At 49.9% G+C, this 16,884-nt stretch carries 15 protein-coding genes; 13 read left to right on the top strand and 2 right to left on the bottom strand.

Annotation, left to right across the window (positions count from 1 at the left end; all coding sequences use genetic code 11):
* Positions 1-30 precede the first annotated feature (30 nt).
* The 5 genes from rsfS to GU926_RS16800 are packed head-to-tail and all read left to right on the top strand — an operon-like array spanning position 31 to position 4,848.
* Positions 31-429: a ribosome silencing factor gene (rsfS, locus tag GU926_RS16820; RefSeq protein WP_160693935.1), complete on the top strand. Its 399-nt coding sequence runs from the start codon at positions 31-33 to the stop codon at positions 427-429.
* A 46-nt stretch (positions 430-475) separates the two neighbouring features.
* Positions 476-2,587 carry an ATP-dependent zinc metalloprotease FtsH gene (gene ftsH / locus GU926_RS16815; RefSeq protein WP_160693933.1) on the top strand — a complete coding sequence of 704 codons (2,112 nt, stop codon included), beginning with the start codon at positions 476-478 and terminating at the stop codon, positions 2,585-2,587.
* Positions 2,588-2,626: 39 nt separating this feature from the next.
* Positions 2,627-3,277, top strand: a complete 651-nt coding sequence (locus GU926_RS16810; protein ID WP_160693931.1) for a LutC/YkgG family protein — start codon at positions 2,627-2,629, stop codon at positions 3,275-3,277.
* Positions 3,261-4,040 carry a UDP-2,3-diacylglucosamine diphosphatase gene (locus GU926_RS16805; protein ID WP_160694878.1) on the top strand — a complete coding sequence of 260 codons (780 nt, stop codon included), beginning with the start codon at positions 3,261-3,263 and terminating at the stop codon, positions 4,038-4,040. Before GU926_RS16810 ends, GU926_RS16805 begins: the two co-directional genes overlap by 17 nt.
* A complete protein-coding gene (locus GU926_RS16800; RefSeq protein ID WP_160693929.1) occupies positions 4,021-4,848 on the top strand; it encodes a hypothetical protein in 828 nt (275 codons plus the stop codon). The genes GU926_RS16805 and GU926_RS16800 overlap by 20 nt, the downstream gene beginning before the upstream one ends.
* A gap of 66 nt (positions 4,849-4,914) precedes the next feature.
* Here the strand turns inward: GU926_RS16800 and sugE are convergent, their stop codons facing one another.
* Positions 4,915-5,241, bottom strand: a complete 327-nt coding sequence (sugE, locus tag GU926_RS16795; RefSeq protein ID WP_160693927.1) for a quaternary ammonium compound efflux SMR transporter SugE — start codon at positions 5,239-5,241, stop codon at positions 4,915-4,917.
* A gap of 167 nt (positions 5,242-5,408) precedes the next feature.
* Here sugE and GU926_RS16790 point away from each other — a divergent pair, with 167 nt between their 5' ends.
* The 6 genes from GU926_RS16790 to GU926_RS16765 all read left to right on the top strand — a co-directional run bounded on the left by GU926_RS16790 (position 5,409) and on the right by GU926_RS16765 (position 10,149).
* Positions 5,409-6,044 (top strand): hypothetical protein, encoded by a 636-nt coding sequence (locus GU926_RS16790; RefSeq protein WP_160693925.1) that lies wholly within the window; start codon positions 5,409-5,411, stop codon positions 6,042-6,044.
* 56 nt (positions 6,045-6,100) lie between these two features.
* A complete protein-coding gene (locus tag GU926_RS16785) occupies positions 6,101-7,219 on the top strand; it encodes a sensor histidine kinase (RefSeq protein WP_160693923.1) in 1,119 nt (372 codons plus the stop codon).
* Positions 7,220-7,381: 162 nt separating this feature from the next.
* Positions 7,382-8,164 (top strand): LytR/AlgR family response regulator transcription factor, encoded by a 783-nt coding sequence (locus tag GU926_RS16780; protein WP_160693921.1) that lies wholly within the window; start codon positions 7,382-7,384, stop codon positions 8,162-8,164.
* Between the two features lie 192 nt (positions 8,165-8,356).
* On the top strand, positions 8,357-8,788 hold the full coding sequence (locus GU926_RS16775) for a hypothetical protein (protein WP_160693919.1): 432 nt from the start codon (positions 8,357-8,359) through the stop codon (positions 8,786-8,788).
* A gap of 169 nt (positions 8,789-8,957) precedes the next feature.
* Positions 8,958-9,314, top strand: coding sequence for a bleomycin resistance protein (locus GU926_RS16770; protein WP_160693917.1), 357 nt, complete (start codon positions 8,958-8,960; stop codon positions 9,312-9,314).
* Between the two features lie 199 nt (positions 9,315-9,513).
* Complete coding sequence (locus tag GU926_RS16765) at positions 9,514-10,149, top strand: class I SAM-dependent methyltransferase (protein WP_160693915.1); 636 nt, start codon at positions 9,514-9,516, stop codon at positions 10,147-10,149.
* A gap of 171 nt (positions 10,150-10,320) precedes the next feature.
* On the opposite strand, the gene GU926_RS16760 is transcribed toward GU926_RS16765, so the two are convergent.
* Positions 10,321-14,031 carry a kelch repeat-containing protein gene (locus GU926_RS16760; RefSeq protein WP_160693913.1) on the bottom strand — a complete coding sequence of 1,237 codons (3,711 nt, stop codon included), beginning with the start codon at positions 14,029-14,031 and terminating at the stop codon, positions 10,321-10,323.
* A 761-nt stretch (positions 14,032-14,792) separates the two neighbouring features.
* Between GU926_RS16760 and ricT the strand changes: the two genes are divergently transcribed.
* Both ricT and GU926_RS16750 read left to right on the top strand, forming a co-directional pair.
* Positions 14,793-16,376, top strand: a complete 1,584-nt coding sequence (gene ricT, locus GU926_RS16755) for a PSP1 domain-containing protein (RefSeq protein ID WP_198001432.1) — start codon at positions 14,793-14,795, stop codon at positions 16,374-16,376.
* Positions 16,373-16,858, top strand: a complete 486-nt coding sequence (locus tag GU926_RS16750; protein ID WP_198001431.1) for a gliding motility lipoprotein GldH — start codon at positions 16,373-16,375, stop codon at positions 16,856-16,858. Before ricT ends, GU926_RS16750 begins: the two co-directional genes overlap by 4 nt.
* Positions 16,859-16,884: the final 26 nt, after the last annotated feature.

The following is a 16,884-nucleotide window of genomic DNA, read 5'->3' as shown; positions in this document are numbered from 1 at the left end:
ATAATTGAAGATCAAATTTATATTTCCCAGATGAAACAAAACACGATTCAGGATAAATCCGACATATTGGCAGAGCTGGTAGTGAAAGGAATGCAGGAAAGAAAGGCAGCCGATGTGGTGGTTTTAAACCTGAAATCCTTGAAGAATGCCGTTGCAGACTATTTTATAATCGCTTCTGCCAGTTCAGATACGCAACTGGATGCCATTGCCACTTCCATTGAAGATGAAGTTTTTAAACTCACCAAGGAGTATCCTTGGCAGAGCGAAGGCCGTACCAACCGTGAATGGGTGGTATTGGACTACGTAGACGTAGTAGCCCACGTATTCCTGAAAGAAAAACGTAGTTTCTACGCCCTGGAAGAGCTCTGGGGAGACGCGGAAATTACGCAGGTCGCCTCTGAGGAGAGCGGCAGTACGGCGGTGGCGTAAACATAATCCCCTACCGGAAGTTTACTTTTTATTGAAGAAACAATCCATGACTGAGAAACCAGACAATAAGAATAAGAGACGCAAGATTATCCCGAACACGCCTCCTAAACCCTCTATGCAAATGTGGGTTCTGGCCGCGCTGGTGCTGTTTATCTTTGGTCTCACCTATTACAACAACCTTAACTCTACGGTAGAGATTAAGCAGGCTGCCTTTGAAGACATGCTGCTGGCCCAAGACGTGAGCAAGGTGACCGTTGTAAACAACAACATGGTAGAGGTAACCCTTAAGCAGGAGGCCCTCAACAATGACAAGTACAAAGGCCAGTTAGAGAACCGCGGCACGTTTGCCACCAACACGGGTCCTCATTACCACTTTGACATCATCTCTGCTGAGAGTTTCAAAGAAGACTTTGACAAACTGCAAGCCAACGTTCCCAGAGAACAGCGTCTGCCGTTAGACACGGCCAAACGTGCCGGTTTAATGGAGATTCTCATGGGCTGGCCGTTCTTCATCTTATTGATGGTGGGCTTCTGGTTCCTGATGCGCCGCATGGCGGGTGGCGGAGCCGGCGGCCAGATCTTCAACATTGGCAAGTCACGCGCCGCGCTATTTGACGCTGAGAACAAGGTAAAAATCACGTTCAAAGACGTGGCCGGTCTAGAGGAAGCCAAAGAAGAAATTGAAGAAATTGTAGAGTTCCTGAAGAACCCTACCAAGTTCACCATTTTGGGCGGTAAAATCCCGAAGGGTGCTTTGCTGGTAGGCCCTCCGGGTACCGGTAAAACCTTATTAGCCAAAGCCGTTGCCGGCGAGGCCGACGTTCCTTTCTTCTCTTTGTCTGGTTCAGACTTCGTAGAGATGTTTGTGGGCGTGGGCGCAGCCCGTGTGCGTGACTTGTTCAAGCAGGCCAAAGCCAAGGCGCCGTGTATCATCTTCATTGATGAGATTGACGCCATTGGCCGTAGCCGTAGCCGCGGACAAATGCCGGGTGGAAATGATGAGCGTGAAAATACCTTGAACTCCCTCTTGGTAGAGATGGATGGTTTCGCCACTGACTCTGGGGTGATCATCCTGGCTGCCACCAACCGTCCTGACATTCTGGATTCTGCCTTGCTGCGCCCAGGTCGTTTTGACCGCCAGATCAGCATTGACAAGCCAGACGTAAACGGTCGTACGCAAATCTTCAACGTGCATTTGGGTCCCTTGACCTTAGCCGAAGACGTGGATGCCAAGAAACTAGCCGCCCAGACGCCTGGTTTTGCCGGTGCTGAGATTGCCAACGTGTGTAATGAAGCCGCTCTGATTGCCGCCCGCCGCAATAAAAAAGCCATTGAGATGCAAGATTTCAATGACGCCATTGACCGCGTGATTGGGGGCTTGGAGAAGAAAAACAAGATCATCTCCCCAGAAGAGAAGAAAATTGTAGCCTACCATGAAGCAGGTCACGCCATTGCGGGTTGGTTCTTGGAGCACTGTGACCCATTGGTGAAAGTGAGTATTGTGCCACGGGGCGTTGCCGCTCTAGGCTATGCGCAGTACCTGCCAAAAGAGCAGTTCCTGTACAACACAGAGCAGTTGATAGATGAGATGTGCATGGCCTTAGGTGGACGTGCCGCTGAGCAGATCGTGTTCGGAAAAATCTCTACCGGTGCCTTGAGTGACTTGGAGCGTATTACCAAAATGGCCTACAGCATTGTCACCATGTATGGCATGAACGACCGCATCGGCAACTTGTCTTTCTATGACTCTAAGCAGCCAGACAACGCGTTCACCAAACCGTACTCAGAAGCCACCGCAGAGACCATTGACTCTGAAGTGCGCCTGTTGGTAAGTGATGCGTATAACCGTACCATTCAATTGTTGACGGAGAAGCGCCATGAACTGGAAATTGTAGCCCAGGAATTGCTGGAGAAGGAAATCATCTTCCAGAACGACCTGGAGCGTTTGGTGGGCAAGCGTCCGTTTGAAGGCTTGACAACGTACCAGGCCCACACTGCCGGAACAGACCGTAGCAAAACCCAGAGCGAAGTGGCCACTGAAACCCATACTGTGACTCCCACCGGGGCACAGGAGAATCAGGAAGACACGCCTACGGCCGCTGAGCCAGACGGCAGACCAAGCTCCAATTTGGGAGAGGGTACTACGTTTAATTCTTAGTATCTTGCCGGACTACCGGCCAACATTTAGAATTTTCTCATGTACGAAGCGAAATCCAAAGAGATTGTGCTCCGCAAAGTAAGAGAGGCGCTGGCTATGTCAGCGCCTTTTCTGCCTCCTACCCCAGACTTTACCACGTCTGTGCACGGCCCCTTGCTGGAGGAACTGTCTGTGCAGTTTGCAGAAACCTTCATAAGAAATGCGGGTACCTTCATCTACTGCGAGAGCGAGGAAGACTTCTTTGACCAGCTCTTTGAGTTCAAGCGGGAACGCAGCCTGGACAATCTGTATGTCTGGGAGTCGGCGCTTAAGAAAATACTGCACGCCGGCGGTATCAATTTCAACGGTGCAGAGGAAGATTTCATTGGCAAAGCAGAGGCGGCTTTGACTACCTGCGAGGCCCTGATTGCCCGCACGGGAAGCGTATTGGTTTCCTCGGCCACGGGCAGCGGACGCCGCCTTTCAGTGTACCCGGCCATGCATTTAGTGGTAGCTAAACTCTCACAGCTGGTACCTGAGATCAAAGACGGTTTGCGCCTCATGGACGAAAAGTACGGCAAGCGCATTCCTTCCATGATCTCTCTGGTGAGCGGCCCCAGCCGCACCGCCGACATTGAAAAAACCTTGGTGATGGGCGCTCACGGCCCTAAAGAATTAATCCTCTTCCTCATTGATGATCACACCGATTGAGCAGCTCCCGGCGGGGAAAAAGATTTATTTCGCGTCTGACTTTCATTTGGGAGTACCAACCCCAGACAAAAGCCTGGCCCGCGAAAAGAAGATTGTGCGCTGGCTTGATCAAGTGAAAGAAGACGCCCACGCCATCTACCTCCTGGGAGACATCTTTGACTTCTGGTTTGAATACCGCCATGCCATTCCCAGAGGGTTCATTAGGCTACAAGGCAAACTAGCCGAGATAGCCGACAGCGGCATTCCCATTTATCTGTTCACGGGCAACCATGACATGTGGATGTTTGACTACTTCCCCAAGGAGCTCAACATTCCCATCATCCGGAAACCTATTTCTACCCAGGTTGGCAAGCATACCTTTTTCATTGGCCACGGCGATGGGCTTGGCCCCAAAGATTACACGTACAAAGTACTCAAACGCATCTTCGCCAACCGCGTGAGCCAATGGCTGTTTGCCCGCCTTCACCCCAACATGGGCATTGGCCTGGCAAATTTCTGGTCCAGGAAAAGCAGGTTGCAGAATACAGGTACAGATGAGGTGTTTCTAGGCGATGACGAGTGGCTGGTACATTACTGCAACCGGGTAGAACAACGCCAGCACCATGATTTTTACGTGTTCGGGCACCGGCATCTGCCCTTAGACTTACCTATTGGCGAGCGCAGCCGTTACCTGAACCTGGGAGAGTGGGTCAATTTTTGCTCATACGCCGTTTATGATGGAGAGGAACTCAACCTGCTGTATTTTGAGAAAGCTGACGCCTAACTTCTTGGTTGTTGCCCTGGCATGGCTGCTTCTGGCGGTTAGTGCAGAGGCCCAGACTCCCCCCCCACTGCCGGTAGCGTTTACTTTGCCGGCACCGGACCATGCCCTGCTTTCCATTGACCGTTTTGACCGCGTGTATCTGGCAGATGCCAAGCAGAACATTCTGCAGCTAGACACCCTGGGCAAAGTCCTCAACAGGTTCTCGCCTACGGTGCAAGGCCGCTTAGCCAGCGTGGAAGCCTGGAGCATGGCCAAGATCATGGCCTTTTATGATGACCGACAGCGCATTCAACTCTTGGATCGCTTTCTGACGCCTTTGGGCCTGGCAGACCTCCGCGATTACACCGACGGCACCATCAGAGCCGCCACTCTGGCTTCTGATGACCGCTTGTGGCTCTTTGATGAAAGCACCTTCCGGCTGCTCAAGATTGACACGCGCCTTACCCGCATTACCCATGAAACAGCCTTGGAGCTTACGCTGGACCGCCGGCAGCATGACATCCGGTTCCTGCGCGAGTACCAAGGCAGATTGTACATGGTAGACCGCCTTTCAGGTATTTACGTCTTTGACAACCTAGGCAACTACCAACAGCGCCTGCCGCTTCCCAATCTTGGCTACGTGGGTTTTATAGGCGATGAATTGTACTACTTGGCTGATGGTCAACTTCACTTCCAACACCTCTACACCCTTAAAGAGCGCACCGTCACTCTTCCAGAGTCTCCTACTCCTTACACTCAGGCTCTGGTAGGTAACCGGTTCTTGTACCTGCTTACTGCCAAAGGCCTAACCGCCTATCACTGGCGCTAACCGTTTTTAGCCTCTTTTCCTGAAAAACACGCCAAAAACGCCAAGGCAAGGACAGAGCCCTCTTCCCTACTCCTTCGCTAAAAACTTCAACCCCAGCACCCCGGCAATAATCAACCCGATGCAAATCAACCGGACGGCGTCTCTGGGTTCGCCAAGTAGGACAATGCCCAGGATGGCGGTACCCACGGCGCCAATGCCCGTCCAGGAGGCGTAGGCCGTACCAAGGGGAAGCGTTTTCATGGCTTGGGCCAGCAGTACGAAACTTAGAATCATGACCACCACGGTAATGACGCTGGGCCACAGCTTGGAAAAACCTTCGCTGTATTTCAGGCCGAAGGCCCAGCCGATTTCACAAAGACCAGCCAATATCAGGTATATCCAGGCAGTGTTCATAGAGAGAAAGTGTAAAAGGGTACATCGGTTTCAAGGAGCAAGTTAACCACTTCAGCGAGGCTTCTACCGCTCTGGTCAGGAAATGCTTGTGTAGCAACAGCTAAAACGTTTACTTGCAGGCAAAGAACTTCGTTCATTTTTTAGAGACATCCTGCCGCTGCCCGCTTATGGTAAAAACGGTTTTTGCGTTTTTGTTGTTTTTTATGTGTCTGCTAGGCGCCTGGGCGCAGGATACGGGTCAGCTTCCGCAAAGTCCGCAGGTGGTGTTTGAGGGCGAGGTGAACCACGGCTTTTACCTGGCGCCGTCTTTGCAGCTGTCCAGGTTTCAGGGTACCTCTGGATTTCTGGCGGGCGGCAGAGGGGCCTGGCTGCTTAACCACAAAGTAGCCTTGGGCGTGGCCGGATACGCCCTCACCACCCAAAACAACATTGGCGAGATTCCCGAGACCAACAACGCGTTTCTGCAGGTAGGCTACGGCGGGGCTTTGCTGGAGTACATTCCCAAGCCCAACCAATTGCTGCACGTAACCTTTCCCCTGATCATGGGCATAGGCGGCGCGGCCTACACAGACAACTTCTCAGACAACCAGAACACCGGCAACTACAGCTATGAAATTTACCACACAGACACGTTCCTGGTCATAGAACCCGGCTTGCAGGCCGAACTCAACCTAGCCAGGTTCATGCGGTTGGGCCTGGCGTTCAGCTATCGGTTCACGTACGGGGTGCAACTCCCCAAGTCCACCGATCAGGATTTAAGCGCCCCCGCCCTCACGCTCACCGCCAAGTTTGGTAGGTTTTAACCTCCGCCCCATCCCTGTTTTTGGCTTCTTTTCCAGAAAACAGGCCAAAAACGAATATGACGTACCTTCTTCCTGAATTAGCGCATGACCGGCTGACGCATCAGCTGCCCCATATGAAGAAACCCTTTTACCTGAAGCACAAACGGATGCTTCGTTACGCCGCCAACACCGGCATTGCCTTCGTCTTGTTCTGGACGTTCTTTTTCATCCATAGAACCGGCCTGAAGGATTTTGAACCCACAGACGTCTTCCGGCTCATGTACACCTCTGTGATGGTGAACGTGATTCTGGAAGGCACCCGTCGCATTGCCAAGCGCCTGAGCAAAAAGTATGACTGGCGCGAGTATGGCCTGCGACGCTTTGTCTATGAGTGGATTGCCGTGCAGGCCTACATCTTGCTGGTAATGGTGCTGTTTGAGATTGTGCCGCGCCTGATCCTGGGCCAGGTGTCTTACAGTTTCACAGACGCTGAGGCCTCCCGTGACATCAAGGCCGCGTTTGTATTCGGGTCCATCATCCTGCTGTTTGTGCACTTCATCCGGTCAGGCATTTACTTCTACAACCAGTGGCACCGCTACCTGGTGCAGTCAGAAAAACTCAAGAAAGAGACCATTAAGGTACAGTTTGAGTCTTTAAAGCAGCAGGTGAACCCGCATTTCTTATTCAACAGCTTAAATGCCCTTTCATCGCTAATTTACAAAGACCAGGACCTGGCGGCCAAGTTTGTGGAGCAGCTGTCAAAGGTGTACCGCTATGTGTTGGAGAACAAAGACAAGGAACTGGTACAGCTGCACGTGGAACTTGACTTCATCTACTCCTACCTGTTCCTGCTCAAGATACGCTTCAGGGAGAATCTGCGGGTGAACATACAAGTCCCCGATGAGCTGCTCAACCACATGGTGGCGCCCTTGACCATGCAACTGCTCATGGAAAACGCCATCAAACACAACATCGTCAGCCGGGACGAGCCCCTGTTCATAGACGTGTTTGTAGAAGGCGACTACATCATCATCAAGAACAACCTGCAGTTGCGCGAGAGCCGCGAAGAGTCTACCGGCGTGGGCTTGAAAAACATCATCAACCGTTACAAGTTCATTACAGATAAAAAAGTGAATGTAGAGGTGACAGATGCCAATTTTATTGCCAAATTACCGCTTCTAACCAACGCTGCCTAAGCGCCTGCCTCCAATTTTGATTGGCAAGCGATAGCAAAAAGCATAAGGTTCTGGCCAAGCGTTTTTTAAACCGCCTAGCCGACCTATGACTAGAGAAAATTGCCAAGACAGGACTTTTAATAACCTGTTGGCAGCGCAGAAGAAACGTGTAAACCGCTCCGCATGAACATTCTCCTCATTGAAGACGAGTACCTGGCCGTAGAAAAACTGGAAGCCCAACTGTTTCGCTATGACCCCGCCATCAAGATTGTGGGCACCATAGACTCCATCCGGAACGCGGTGAAGTGGTTTGAGACCAACCCGGCCCCAGACCTGGCCTTTCTGGACATTCACCTTTCAGATGGCAACAGTTTTGAGATCTTCCAGAAGGTAGAGGTGAAATGCCCCATCATCTTCACTACGGCTTATGATGAGTACGCCGTGAAGGCGTTTAAGGTGAACAGCATTGACTACTTGCTCAAACCCATCAGCAATGAGGACCTGGCGGCGGCCATGGACAAGTTCAAATCTCTGCGCCGACAGTTGGAGCAACCCGCCGCCCCGTTGCTGGATATGGAAACCGTCATGGCCATGCTGCACCGCGGTAACACTCAGGCGGCCCCGGTCTATAAGAACCGTTTTCTGGTAAAGAGCGGCCAGAAAATACGGTCTGTGTCCATTGAAGAGATTGCCTATTTCTATGCCGAGGACAAGATCGTGTTTCTGGTCACCAACACCGGCCAGCGCTTCATCACAGACTTCACGCTAGACACGCTCCAGGAAATCCTCAACCCAGAATACTTCAACCGCCTCAACCGGCAGTTCATCTCGCACATTCATGCCATAGACGAGATACACCCTTACATGAAAGGCCGCTTAAAAGTCTACGTTCGCCCTACTACTGATAAGGAAATCATCATTAGCAGTGAGCGCGCCCACGCCTTCAAGGAGTGGCTGGGCAAGTAGCCGTTTTTGGGCTGTTTTGTGGAAAAGAAGCCAAAAAAGGAATCATTCCATTAAGGAATTTCTACATAGTATATTCGTAGTCTAGGTACGATTGTCTGTCAAAAACGACAATAAACCGTATGTCTGACTCCGCACATAGTGCATATAAACCGAATAACTTCGTTTAGCCACTAGTTAGCTGTAAAATAATTTATGAAATTATGGTATTTATGGATTTTGATATTGTTAATATCATGCAGTGAACCTGAGATACTAAAAGAAATTACCTGGAACAATAACCGTATTTCTTGGGAAGTATTAGACGGGGGCGCAACTACCTCATGCAGATGGCTTATCAAATATTCTGAAGATGGGGAAAATAACAAAGATCTGATTTTCGAATCCTACTCATCTCCCTACATAGCCGATATAGAAGTTTATAAAGATGAACTCCTTATCTTTTGCCCAGATTTCAGAAATAGGGTAAACGATACTATTAAAATTAATCTAAAGGACATAGATAAGTACATTGACGAGCCAATTGTCTATGAACTTGATGTTTTAAAAAGAAACAATGAATATTATAAAGAGCCAGACTTTGTAAAAGAAGATAGGGAATATGCAATAGCTAACGGCCTTTTATAAAAATTCTATAGCTAACAACAGCTAAACGCCACCCTCGGCCGACGGCCTCCGCCGCCGTTTAGCCCAGCCGTTGGTTGGAACCATGTGTAACACCACCACCCTTGGTAAGAGTAACAATTAGACACAGAATAGATGCGCAAAATCCTTAATTAGTAAGAAAAAAGAAGATATGCTGACAAACGTAAACCCAAAATTGCCAATGCGGGATAAGACCGCAACAAAAGATTTCTATGTAAACAAGTTAGGATTTCAGAATGTAGGAACTTCTGACTATGACGGCTATTTGATGGTTCAAAAAGACAGCATAGAAATCCACTTTTTTGAGTTTAAAGAAATTGATTCAAAAGAAAACTATGCAGGTGTCTATATCAGAACCGACAACATTGACAATTTGTATCAATCATTGTTGGACAATAAAATAAGCATTCACCCGAATGGAGCATTAGAGACAAAACCATGGGGACAAAAAGAATTTGCGTTGCTGGACCCAGATAACAATCTACTGACTTTCGGACAGTGTATATAATTACTATTCATCAATTGCCTAAGTAACGGCGGCAACTAACAATGTTTATAACCTTGTAGCTCTACGTTAAGCTTTCAGCTTAAACCTTATTTTGCTTTTGTGGTTAATTGAAACCGACGTTTTACAAAGACCACAATTTCATAAACACCTTAACGCTAGTCCCAAACCAAGATTTTATTAGCCGCTCCCATAATCTCCCATGGACATTCAACAAGCCTATAATCTCTGGTCTGCCCAATACGACACCAATAAAAACAGAACCAGAGACTTAGAGGCGTTGGCATTGCAGGAAATAACACAGCCAATCCAATTTAAAAGATGTTTAGAAATTGGCTGTGGCACGGGCAAGAACACCACATGGTTAGCCACACGTGCGCAACAGGTCACGGCGGTAGATTTCTCAGAACAGATGCTGGCCAAAGCGAAAGCCAAGGTGCCCGCAGACCACGTCCAGTTCCATCAGGCAGACATTACCCATCCCTGGTCTTTTGCCACCTACGCCTATGACCTGATTACCTTTAGCCTAGTCTTGGAGCATATTGAGCAGTTGTCTCCCATTTTTGAGAAAGCCAACCAAGCACTGGCGCCCAACGGACGCATTTACGTGGGAGAGCTGCACCCTTTCAAACAATACAAAGGCACCAAGGCCAGATTTGATTCTGAAGAAGGCACGACGGAACTAACCTGTTTCACCCACCATTTGTCAGACTTCACCAACGCAGCCAAACAGCACGGGCTGGTAGTAGACTCCCTGCAAGAGTTTTTTGATGAAGAAGACAAGACTACAATTCCCAGGATTCTATCGCTGGTTTTTAAGAAGGGTAAGCTGAAATAGCAGAACTCCTCCCGTTTTTGGCCTATTTCCCCCAAAACAGGCTAAAAACGAAGCAAACCCTATATCTTCTTAGGCATCAGGTGAACTTTTATTAACCTGCCAGAATATGAAAGAGCCGCCCTTGAAAGTTCTCAAGGGCGGCTCTTTTGGCAGGTGGTCAAGGATAGGTTTCTATTGCTTGTACAGTTTAAAGGTGAGCGTACCTCTGCTTTCTGAGTGCACTTTCACCAGGTACACGCCGGGCGCTTTGCCTTCCAGGTTCACTTCCATCTTGCCTTTCACCAAGGTTTGGCTCATCACCATCCGGCCGGCAAGGTCTGTGATGCTCACTTGTACCACCAGTCCGTTCTTCACGTCTAGCATGGCTCTGCCGGTGGTAGGATTGGGGAAAAGGCTAATGGATTGGAGCATCACCTCATCAGGGGCGGCAGTCAGGTTTTTGATGACCAGGGTTCCAGAGCCTTCGCCGGTATAGTTGTCATCTAGAATGCTGGCGGTCACGGCGTAGGTACCCACGGCGCTGGGAACGGTGGCAGAGCCGTCATACTTGACTGTAGCCTGTAGCCCGGCCGGATTTGTAGTCACCGATACTGGTTTAGGTTGGCCGTTGTACGCCTGCTCCAAGTTAGACAGCGTAACGGTGCCGGCGGCTTTGGTAATGGTCAGTTCCATCTCCTTAGAACCCGCAACATACGCGCCATCCTCGGCCACGGTGGCCTTTACTTTAACCTTACCAGACTTGACCACTTGCACCGTAGCATTGCCCGTGCCGGAGAGGGTGATGTTGCCTGGATAGGTGGTGGTCAGTTCTTCTACAAGAGTGTAGGTAATGGCCCCGGTAGAGTTGCTGGTGGCCGCCAGGGTAAAAGCACCCGGACTATAGGTTCTAGTCACATTGTTAAAGGTTACCGTTGGGGTTGCTTTGCCCACGGTAATCATTTTAGAAAGCGCCGGACCCTGACCACACGCATTCCCTGCCCTTACAGAGATTTCACCTGACGCACCCGGTGATGAGCCCGTCACTTGTATGGACGTAGTGCCCTGCCCTGCATTGATCACAAAACCAGTAGGCACGGTCCAGGTATAGCTGGTGGCGCCTACCTGCGCATTCACGGCAAAGGTAGTGGCTACGTTGTGTGGCATAGTAGAAGGCCAGGTATTGGAGCCTGTCAACGCGCCCGGAAGCGGATTCACTGTCACGTCAATCTTGGCCCGGGCACTTTCTGTATTGTCTTTGGTTTGCGTTACCCAGTAAGAAGTAGTACCCACTGTATTGGTATTAGGCACAGGGGCGGTGCTTGAACCGGTACCACTGGTGGCGCTGGTATACCATTTCAGGCTGGTGCCAGTAGCCGTTAAGGCAGTGGCCGTATGGTTCTGGCATAGGATGACCTGTGAAGTCACTGTAGGCGCCGGCGGCGTGGCGTCTATGGAAAGGGTGATGTAGATTTCGCCTCTGGCCGACTCATTGGCGGTGTTGAAAAACTCTAAGTACCTGTCTGCACCATACGTGTGAACGGTTGGGGTTAACACGTCATAGTATTCAGAGGAGTTGATGTTGTTCAAAGGATCATGATCATTCTTTAGGTGTTCAAAATAACTGATGATTCTTATGTCATTGAGAGTCTTATTGGTGCCGTGCGCTGTGTTAAAGGCTTGGACAAATCTGGTGAGTTCTGCCGCCGTGGTGAAGATTCTTCCCCCACCTCCTTGCACTCCGCCATCTATCAAAAGGCTTCGGTTAAAGAACATGACCTTCTCATTGTAGAGTTGGCCAAATTTTCCTACAGCGGTTCTGTAAGGCTGTAATGGATCCAATGAGTTTACTTCCATACAAAGACTTCTGGTAGAGCTGCTATTCCCTGTATTGAGGCTGGCAAATAGTTTACCTTCTTGGTCATATAAGCTCTGGAAGACATTAGCTCCTAAAAAGGGACCGCAGGTGTTGTCTGTGTTCTGCGACTTAGATGTGTAGGTACCTGTTTGCTTAGAGACATCAGCATCAAACTTGAGCTCCATCCATACGTTGCTCCTAGACGCTCCTGTCTGCGTGAAGTTGTATTGCCCAAAGCCAAAGTAAATGCTGTTGTCAGTGGGTACTACCAATTGACCTACCGTTTCAAAGGGGAAGGTAAGTATGTCTTTGAAGGTGTTGGTAGCAGGGCTAAACTCAGCTAAATTCCCGTAGATGCCATATGTGAACGCAGTATAATAAACCGCATACCCTTTACCCTTAAAGGTAAAAGCTTGGTGAATGGACATGCCGTCCGGTATGTCTTTCTGGGTCCAGGTATTGGTGGCAAAAGCATATTTGTAGACCATCCAATTGCTGTAAATCTCATTAAACAAATAGGCGGTGTCACCTACTACAAAACTTTTGATTTCATTGGCTAAATTAAAGTCCGTTGGGAAGTCTGCCAACTTTTTCCAGGCATTGGAGGCCGGGTTGAACTCGTAAAAATCTTTATTGTTTCCATGGCCGTTAGCGTTGACACCTGCTCCCGCATACAATTTACCATTATAGGCCACTGCTACCATACTTCTTCTCTTACCTCCTGGATAAGGGGATTTTACGGTCCATTGGTTAGCAGCAATATTGTATTCCAGCAAAGAGTCTGTATAGTTATTGTAGGTAGAGCCGGCTGGCATTGTAGCATCATAACCTCCTACCGTGTAACCTTTCCCATTTATTTCTACTGCCGCTCGCTCACTGTACGTGCTTGAAAAGCCGCTCTTTGGTGACCAAGTGTCTGTGGACAAATCATATTGCCAGAAGTCTCGAAGAGGCTCGCTGTCATTGCCGCCGCCGGCATAGATTTTCCCATTACTGTAGAAACCAACTGCAGACGTTCTGTTTTTCCCCAGGTCTGAGTCCACCACTGTCCAGGTGTTAGAGGCAGGGTTGTATTTGTAAAGGTCGTCTGTATACACGGTTGAGAGGGCACTTCTGTTTCCGCCAAACAAATAAAGGTCACCCCCTAAAGAGGCAACTGCAGCTTGTTTGATATGGTATGGCGAAGCAAGAGTGGCATCGCTTACGTTCATCAGGTTCTGCTTTTTGGTCCAGGCATTGGTAGTGGGATTGTACTCATACCAATACTGCATGTTTCTGGGCATGTAGTTATCATAATAGCCTTCGCCCAGCCCAGCATAGCCCTTGCCATTTACGCTGGCTCCTGACCCATATTTGAAACCAGTTGGCAAAGGAGCTTTGGCGGTCCATAAATTGGCTACCGCGTCATACTCATAGAAATCATTAAAGAAACACCCGGCCTGCGGACAAGAGTCTGTACCTCCGTTGGTGCCCGTACCCCAGTATCCCTTGCCGTTAATCTCAAACGCAACAGCCCCTCTCCTACTGGTTGGTCCGGGCAAAGCGGCTCTCTTGGTAAAAGTATTAGAGACAATGTTATAAGAATAAAAGTTGTTGCTGGATTGCGAGGTTATGAAAATGGTATCATTGATGACAAAGCCCGCATCTGGAATAAGGCCAGGGACTAACTGAGCGTGAGCTACAGACCAAATATCCTGGCCCGGGTCATAAATAGAAACTCCCGTTCCATAGCCGCTAAAATTATAGAGTTTGCCCTTTACCAGGAACATTGTTTTCTCCCTAAGCGGATTGGAGGGACCTGTACCCAGGTTTTTCAGCTTTTTCAATTCGCCCGTGGCCGGGTTGTATTCGGTTAAATCCTTGGGACCTCCAGAGGTGTTATACCCTCCTAAAATGTAGAGCTTGTTGTTGAGAGAAACCATGCTGGCAGCCTCTCGGGCAATCATGTCATTTCCCAAAGACTTCTTTGCCGTGAAAGAACCTATCTGCGCCGCGCAATACAGCACCTGCCAACAGAAAAGAAGGGTTAGAGTAAATTTTATCTTCATAGAATTCAGGTTTGGTTACTATTAATGGAAGCAGGTAGGGTACCTGCGAAAACCTCACATGCCGCCGTCAGGAGAAAAACTGGGGCACCAACCTACGGCAGGTAAGCGAAAAGTGAACGCGAAAAAGAGAAAAGTCCCAAGCGGGATAAGCAGACGCTACTTAGAAAGAGATTCCTTTTTGGTAGTAAAGGCAGTTTGTTTTCATCTTCTGGGATAATCCAAACAGACCTTAACATATTCATAATATAAAATAAATAAAAGAAACGTAATTATCCAAATCAAAGAGCGGCTGTCATCCTGATAATCAAGCGGATACCCCTGTCCTTCAGAGTTGGTTTTTGGGCTATTTTCCAGAAAACAAGCCAAAAACGGCCTGTGGATAAGTAGCAAAAGAGTGCCTGCCTATTCGGATTAAGTTATTATATTTGTTAATTAGGGTCTCCGGAATGGCCGTATAAGGACCGGATTGTCTTACCTTCCCCACTGCCTGGGGCTGTCATCATTTCACCGTCAGGCAAAAAATCACTGATTAGTTTGGGAAGGCGTGCGTTGCCGAAGTGCAAGGGAGACCAATAGTTTGAAAACAAGAATTATCTATATAAAGGAATTTACCTGTGGGATGTAGTTCATGTTCTAGTGGCGGCTGCGGCACCAAGACGACCAGTGCAGATGGCACAGAGGTAGTTGCGGGCTGCAAAAGCAACGGCGGGTGTAGCACGGGAGGCTGCAACCGATTAAATGTATTTGACTGGCTCTCAGACATGGAAATACCCGTGTCGTTTAAAGAGTTTGACATAGTTGAAATAAGATTCAAAGGCGGACGGAAAGAGTTCTTCCGAAACGTAAACCACCTGCCCCTCATCACCGGCGATGCCGTGGTAGTAGACGTACCCAACGGCCACCACATTGGCCACGTGTCTTTGAAAGGCGAATTGGTGCGCCTGCAGATGAACAAAAAGAAGGTTCAGAACAACGACGAGATCCGCAGTATCTACCGCGTAGCCACCGAGAAGGACATGGAGAAGTTCAACCATGCCCGGGAGCAGGAATCTACCACCATGTACCGCGCCAGAGCCATCATCCAGGAGCTTAAGCTCAAAATGAAACTCTCTGACGTAGAGTACCAGGCAGACAAAACCAAAGCCACCTTCTTCTACTCAGCGGATGACCGCGTGGACTTCAGGGAACTTATCAAAAAGTTAGCCGAGGAGTTCAAGATCAGGATTGAGATGCGCCAGATTAGCCTGCGCCATGAGGCTGGCCGTTTAGGTGGCATTGGCTCCTGCGGCCGCGAACTGTGCTGCTCTACCTGGCTCACCGATTTCAGGAGCGTTTCCACCACGGCGGCGCGCTACCAGAACCTGTCTTTGAACCCCAGCAAACTTTCTGGTCAGTGCGGACGCCTCAAATGCTGCCTTAACTATGAGCTGGAAACGTACATGGATGCCCTCAAAGACATTCCTAACGTGAACCGCCCGTTGCAGACCAAGGCCGGAGACGCTTTCTTGCAAAAGACAGACATCTTCAGACGCATCATGTGGTTTGGGTACCGCGGCGACAGCAACTGGTTCCCGGTGACCGTAGACCGCGTGCATGAAGTCTTGAAGATGAACGCCGCCGGCGAGATGCCCGAGAACCTGGCCGAAGAGGTGAAGCAGCAGCAGCCAGAAGTAGTGGACTTTGTAGAAGCCCTGGAAGGCAACTTGGACCGCCTGGACGACCAATACAGCAAAAGCAAAAAGAAACGCAAAAAGAAAAAGAAAGGCGGCTCTGGCACAGAAGCCACGGCGGGTGAGGTTTTGGCCAACGCCGCTCCAACTCCAGAAGTGCGCCGTGACCGCCCGTCGGGGCAAGCCGGAACAGCCACCAGCCGCCCAGAAAGACAGGGAAGACCAGAAAGAAATTCAGGCGAAGGAAGACCAGCCAGACCAGAAAGAACCGGCAACCGTCCTGAGGGCAGAAACCGCCCAGAGCGCGACCAAAACCGAGTGGCTGGCCCGCAAGAAGACCGTGCGCCAAGAGAAGAACGGGCTCCCAGACCTGAACGCGAAGGCGGCAACCGGCCACCGCGGCCAGAAGGCGGCAGACCGCCTAGACAGGAGCGTGGCCCACGTCTCAACCAAGGCGAACGCGAACCTCGTCCGCAGCCCCAGGCGGGCGCTGGGGGTAGCACTCCGGCAGAAGGAACTCCGGTAGCAGCGGCAACGGGTACGCCAGAAGATCGCGGCCCCAGACCAGAAGGCCAGAACCGCCCAAGACGCAACCGCAACAGAAACAACCGTAACCGCAAACCCAACGGAGGCGGTGACACGCCATCTGGACCTTCTAACGCAGACGCCTCATGACCCTGAACCGTTTATTGACCGTAGTGGTGCTGTTGTGCCTAAGCTGGACGCTGGGCAGCTGTGACGCCAACCGGGTGTATGAAGAAAACCAGGACCTGCCCAACAACCATTGGCCGGTCAAGCTCACGCCCACGTTCACCTTTGAGATCACAGACACTACGCAGCAGTACAATGTCTTCTTTAACGTGCGCAATACCATAGGCTACCAGTTCTATAACCTGTACTTGCGGCATTATTTAGTTGGTCCAGACGGCAAGCAGATCAGTTCGGCGCTGCATGAAATGTACCTCATGGACCCTAAAACCGGTGAACCCAGAGGCAACGGCGCCGGTGATATCTTTGACCACCAGTTCAGGGCCTTGAAGAGCGTGAAGTTTGCCAAGCCCGGCCAATACAAGCTCAAGGTAAGCCAGTACATGCGCCAGGACCCGTTGCCTTCCATCATGGCCATTGGCGTGCGCGTAGAGAAAGCCGCACAGTAAATAAACTGACAAATTTCTACAACCTC

Source organism: Nibribacter ruber (assembly GCF_009913235.1).
GTDB lineage: Bacteria > Bacteroidota > Bacteroidia > Cytophagales > Hymenobacteraceae > Nibribacter > Nibribacter ruber.
Note: the sequence above shows the minus strand (reverse complement) of the source record. Positions and strands in the feature narration are given on the sequence as shown.

Coding starts and splice junctions, on each gene's coding strand:
- GU926_RS16750 (WP_198001431.1), top strand. CDS start 16,373: ATGACCCTGAACCGTTTATTGACCGTAGTGGTGCTGTTGTGCCTAAGC.
- GU926_RS16805 (WP_160694878.1), top strand. CDS start 3,261: ATGATCACACCGATTGAGCAGCTCCCGGCGGGGAAAAAGATTTATTTC.
- GU926_RS16790 (WP_160693925.1), top strand. CDS start 5,409: ATGGTAAAAACGGTTTTTGCGTTTTTGTTGTTTTTTATGTGTCTGCTA.
- GU926_RS16810 (WP_160693931.1), top strand. CDS start 2,627: ATGTACGAAGCGAAATCCAAAGAGATTGTGCTCCGCAAAGTAAGAGAG.
- ftsH (WP_160693933.1), top strand. CDS start 476: ATGACTGAGAAACCAGACAATAAGAATAAGAGACGCAAGATTATCCCG.
- GU926_RS16775 (WP_160693919.1), top strand. CDS start 8,357: ATGAAATTATGGTATTTATGGATTTTGATATTGTTAATATCATGCAGT.
- ricT (WP_198001432.1), top strand. CDS start 14,793: ATGGAAATACCCGTGTCGTTTAAAGAGTTTGACATAGTTGAAATAAGA.
- GU926_RS16765 (WP_160693915.1), top strand. CDS start 9,514: ATGGACATTCAACAAGCCTATAATCTCTGGTCTGCCCAATACGACACC.
- GU926_RS16785 (WP_160693923.1), top strand. CDS start 6,101: ATGACGTACCTTCTTCCTGAATTAGCGCATGACCGGCTGACGCATCAG.
- GU926_RS16780 (WP_160693921.1), top strand. CDS start 7,382: ATGAACATTCTCCTCATTGAAGACGAGTACCTGGCCGTAGAAAAACTG.
- GU926_RS16770 (WP_160693917.1), top strand. CDS start 8,958: ATGCTGACAAACGTAAACCCAAAATTGCCAATGCGGGATAAGACCGCA.
- GU926_RS16760 (WP_160693913.1), bottom strand. CDS start 14,031: ATGAAGATAAAATTTACTCTAACCCTTCTTTTCTGTTGGCAGGTGCTG.
- rsfS (WP_160693935.1), top strand. CDS start 31: ATGAAACAAAACACGATTCAGGATAAATCCGACATATTGGCAGAGCTG.
- sugE (WP_160693927.1), bottom strand. CDS start 5,241: ATGAACACTGCCTGGATATACCTGATATTGGCTGGTCTTTGTGAAATC.